Here is a 4,564-nt window from a genome sequence, read left to right on the forward strand (position 1 = left end):
CCTGATTTGGCCATTTTTTATGATTCTTTTCGTTGAATAGCTCGCTATTCGCCTCAAATAATCATAAAAACTGTCTCAAACCGGACTTTTCCTCGCTACGGTCGGCTAAGTCCGACAGACTCCTAGCAACACTAATGTAGGCAAAAATCAGACGGTTGGATAGTGCTCAGGTTTGGTCAGGAGAGTTTGTTACAGAAAGGTGGAGGCAGGTCGAGAACAATAATTAATCAGTCTTGTCCCTGGTCTGGCGTTTAATCAGCCGTGAGTGCAGTGAAATATAGAGGATGAGTCACAATTCTGCGGGTGGATGTTCTTCATGTTGAAGAGTTGGATTGCCCGATGACAGGGCCAGTTGGTAAACTGCTGGAATAAAACCAACAACAAGCGCAAAGGATCGGGAACCAATGAGAAGCATAGTACTGGGCGTTCTTCTGCTCTGCCTGTCGTCAGTAGGGATGGCTTATGAGAGTCCGATCAAATCGGATTCTCCTCAGGATTACCTGGTCAAGAAAGGGGACACGCTCTGGGAAATTTCCAATCGTTTCCTGAAAAGCCCCTGGTTGTGGCCTGAGATCTGGCATGCAAACCCCCAGATTCATAATCCTCACCTTATTTTTCCAGGCGATCTGGTCAGTCTGGTTTACATCGATGGTCGCCCAAGACTGACGATTGTCCGTCGTGGCGAAAGTGGCAGAACCATCAAGCTCAGCCCCAAAGTGAGAACACTGCCTGCTGAAGCGGCTATTCCTGCTATTCCTCTTAGCGCAATTGATGCTTTTCTCAGAAACAGCCGGGTATTTGCGTCCAAGCAGGAGCTAGATGGAGCTCCCTATGTGTTTGCTTCCAGACAAGAACGCATTATCACTGGTGCTGGAGACAAGGTTTATGCCCGTGGACGGATAGGGTCTCTGGATAAAAATCTGGATATTCTTCGTACCGGAGAAGTTCTGACCGATCCCGACAGTGGCGAAGTTCTTGGCATTATTGGTCATGAAGTAGCAGATGCCTCTTTGCTGAAAGTGGATGATGGCATCGCCAGCCTTAACATCAAAACCAGTAAGCAGGAAGTCAGGCCGGGTGACAAGGTTGTTCCTGCCGACGCTTTCAGCATGCAAACCACCTTTTTCCCAAGAGCACCTGATGCTCCAGTGGAAGGTAAAATTGTTTCTGTTGTTGATGGTGTGAAGAAAGTTGGTCAGTTCAACAGCGTGATTGTTAATCGTGGTATCCGTGAAGGCCTGCGTCAGGGCGATATTCTCAATGCCTACAAGAACTTGATGGTAAAGGATCAGATCAGTGGTGAAATGATCAAGCTGCCTCCTGAAAAGGCTGGCATGATCATGATTTATCGTCCTTTCGAAAAAGTGAGCTATGGTATTGTGCTGACTGCCTATGAAGAAATAGGTGTAGGAGACACTCTGAAAAGCCCTTGAGGTGCAATGACTCAGCCATCCCAAGATTCCAACTGGCAGCAGCTACGCAAATGGCTGCTGCTTTCGTTTCAGACCGGCCTGGGAGCCGTTCGGTTCAATGCTCTTATTCGGGAGTTTGGTTCTGCAGACGCCATCCTTTCTGCCTCTTATCAAGAGCTGAGAATAGGGCTACCGGAAAAACTGGCGGCGCAGCTGTCTGCTAATCCCGAGACACCGGAGATTATTGAGCGTCTGAACCATTGTCGAAACTGGCTGGAATCCAGTAAAGCTCATCACATTATTACCCTGCAATCCTCTCAGTACCCTGCTGCTCTTAAAGAATTAAGCGACCCCCCTCCCCTGCTTTATGTGATTGGAAATATTGATTTATTGAATGAACCCCAGCTGGCGATGGTAGGGAGTCGAAGACCAACGCCCCAGGCTCGGCGGTTGGCTCAGGAGTTGGCCAGAGATCTTTCCAGAAAAGGATTGATTATCACCAGTGGCATGGCCCTGGGTATTGATGCAGCGGCCCATCAAGGCGTACTGGGCAGTTATGGCAGCACAATTGCGGTGCTGGGGACCGGAGTGGATGTGGTTTACCCAAGAAGTCATGGTGATCTTTATCAGGCAATCGCTATGCAGGGGGCAGTAGTGAGTGAATTTCCTTTGGGGACGGCTCCTAATGCCGGGCATTTTCCAAGAAGAAATCGCATCATCAGTGGCTTGTCCTCAGGAGTGCTGGTGGTTGAGGCGGCTCTTAACAGTGGCTCGCTAATTTCTGCCAGATTGGCCGCTGAGCAGGGCCGAGAGGTCTTTGCGGTACCGGGCTCAGTCTTAAACCCTCTCAGTCGGGGCTGCCATAAACTGATTCGGGAAGGGGCTGTACTGGTTGAATCAGTTGAAGACATTCTGATTGAGCTGCAGAACTATCTCAGGCCCTTTGTGGAGTCCTTAGACGAGCCTGAACCGATCAGCTCTGATTTATCGGGAGTGCAAAGAGTGATTCTGGAGAGCCTGAATGGAGAAGCCGTCAGTGTGGACTTGATCTGTCAGATATCAGGCCTCTCGTTTGATGAAGTCTCTGTGATACTGACCGAAATGGAGCTGGAAGGGTTTATTGAATCGGTTCCCGGAGGCTATATCCGGACAGGATGAAGCGTTTTTTGAACAAAAAATAATCATTTACCTGCTGGTTTAGAAATTATTAAAGGATTTTTTAATGCTTATTCGCTCAAACGTACAACTCTTCTTATAATCTACCCGAATCATCTACCAAGAATCACACGGCTTACAGGAGTTTGAGATGGAAGTCGGCATTATTATGGGGTCGAAGTCAGACTGGCCAACAATGAAACTGGCAGCAGAAATGCTGGATCGGTTTGGGGTCAGCTATGAAACCAAAGTGGTTTCTGCGCACCGGACTCCTCAGCTGTTGGCTGATTACGCCACGGGTGCAAAAGAGCGAGGCCTTAAAGTCATTATTGCTGGTGCAGGCGGTGCAGCCCACCTGCCAGGCATGGCTGCAGCATTTACCAGCTTACCTGTCCTGGGTGTACCTGTTCAGTCCAAAGCACTGAAAGGCATGGACTCATTGCTGTCCATAGCCCAGATGCCCAAGGGCATTGCCGTAGGTACGCTGGCGATTGGTGAAGCGGGCGCCGCCAATGCAGGTATTCTGGCAGCTCAAATTATCGGAACGCACGATGAAGCGGTTATGGCTAAAGTAGAAGCTTTCCGCAAAGAACAAACCGATACTGTTCTGGCTAATCCCAATCCAGCTGAGGATTAATCTGATGCATGTTTTAGTCCTGGGGGCAGGTCAGTTGGCTCGTATGATGTCACTGGCTGGCGCACCGCTGAACATTAAAATCTCTGCCTATGATGTTGGCAGCGAATCAGTGGTTCACCCTCTGACTCAAATGCCTATTGTTAACGGAAAGGCGGTAGTGGATGACCTGGCATCGGCCATCAGGCTGGCCGATGTTATTACTGCAGAGTTTGAGCACATTCCTCTTGATATTCTGGCTATCTGCGAAGAAAGCGGTAAATTCCTTCCTTCTGCAAAAGCCATAAAAGCGGGTGGCGACCGCCGTATCGAGAAAAAGCTGTTGGACGACGCAGGCGTAAAAAACGCCCGATATTTTGTCATCCAGTCTTATGAAGATTTCCAGAAAGCGATTGAACATGTGGGTGTGCCCATGGTGCTAAAAAGCGCTCTGGGCGGCTATGATGGAAAAGGTCAGTGGCGGTTAAAAGAAGCCGGTCAGGCCGATGCAATCTGGGCAGAAATGGCCGAATGCATAGCTGCTACTAAGAACCAGGCCATTGTTGCAGAAGAGTTCGTACCTTTTGGTCGTGAAGTCTCTTTGGTGGGAGCTCGAAGTGCAGATGGAACGGTTGCGGCCTATCCTCTGGCAGAAAATGTTCACACCAATGGCGTTTTGAGCCTTTCTACAGCGATCACTGATCAGGCATTGCAGGAGCAGGCAAAGCAGATATTCAGCGCGGTAGCTGATCGTCTGGATTATGTCGGCGTTCTGGCTCTGGAGTTCTTTGATATCAATGGATCCTTGCTGGTCAATGAGATCGCTCCAAGAGTTCATAACTCCGGACACTGGACGCAGCAAGGGGCTGAAACCTGCCAGTTTGAGAATCATCTGCGTGCCATTTGTGGTATGCCTCTTGGCAGTACCCGGCTTATCCGTGAAACCACCATGATCAACATCCTGGGTGAAGATACTCTTCCTGAAGCTGTGATGGTGGTGGAGGGATGTCATATTCACTGGTACGGCAAAAGCCAGCGACCGGGCCGTAAGATGGGGCATATTAATGTTTGCAGTGCTGATTTAGACAGCTTACAGAGCAAGCTTGCTGCTCTGGCAGAATTGCTCGACCAGGCTGCTTATCCTGCGCTGCATGAGTTTGCAGGAAAGTCATAGATGAAGGCTTGAGTCATTCTTTTGGAGCCTGACTGAGGCTAGCGCTCAAGTATAAAGTTCAGTAGAACGAGGCAACAGCCTTGAGCGTTCTAGGAGTCTGTCGGACTTAGCCGACCGTAGCGAGAAAAAGTCCGGTTTGAGACAGTTTTTATGATTATTTGAGGCGAATAGCGAGCTATTCAACGAAAAGAATCATAAAAAATGGCCAAA

The 4,564-nt window shown here is 49.1% G+C and carries 4 protein-coding genes; all 4 read left to right on the forward strand.

Annotated elements, in window-relative coordinates:
* Positions 1-404: 404 nt before the first annotated feature.
* The 4 genes from ACR2PX_RS04655 (at position 405) to ACR2PX_RS04670 (ending at position 4,354) form a co-directional block, all read left to right on the forward strand.
* A complete protein-coding gene (locus tag ACR2PX_RS04655; protein WP_433998199.1) occupies positions 405-1,433 on the forward strand; it encodes a LysM peptidoglycan-binding domain-containing protein in 1,029 nt (342 codons plus the stop codon).
* Between the two features lie 6 nt (positions 1,434-1,439).
* Positions 1,440-2,570 carry a DNA-processing protein DprA gene (dprA, locus tag ACR2PX_RS04660; RefSeq protein WP_433998200.1) on the forward strand — a complete coding sequence of 377 codons (1,131 nt, stop codon included), beginning with the start codon at positions 1,440-1,442 and terminating at the stop codon, positions 2,568-2,570.
* Positions 2,571-2,718: 148 nt separating this feature from the next.
* On the forward strand, positions 2,719-3,204 hold the full coding sequence (purE, locus tag ACR2PX_RS04665; protein ID WP_433998201.1) for a 5-(carboxyamino)imidazole ribonucleotide mutase: 486 nt from the start codon (positions 2,719-2,721) through the stop codon (positions 3,202-3,204).
* A 4-nt stretch (positions 3,205-3,208) separates the two neighbouring features.
* Positions 3,209-4,354: a 5-(carboxyamino)imidazole ribonucleotide synthase gene (locus ACR2PX_RS04670; RefSeq protein WP_433998202.1), complete on the forward strand. Its 1,146-nt coding sequence runs from the start codon at positions 3,209-3,211 to the stop codon at positions 4,352-4,354.
* Positions 4,355-4,564: the final 210 nt, after the last annotated feature.

Source organism: Endozoicomonas sp. (genome assembly GCF_051008435.1).
Lineage (GTDB): Bacteria > Pseudomonadota > Gammaproteobacteria > Pseudomonadales > Endozoicomonadaceae > Endozoicomonas_A.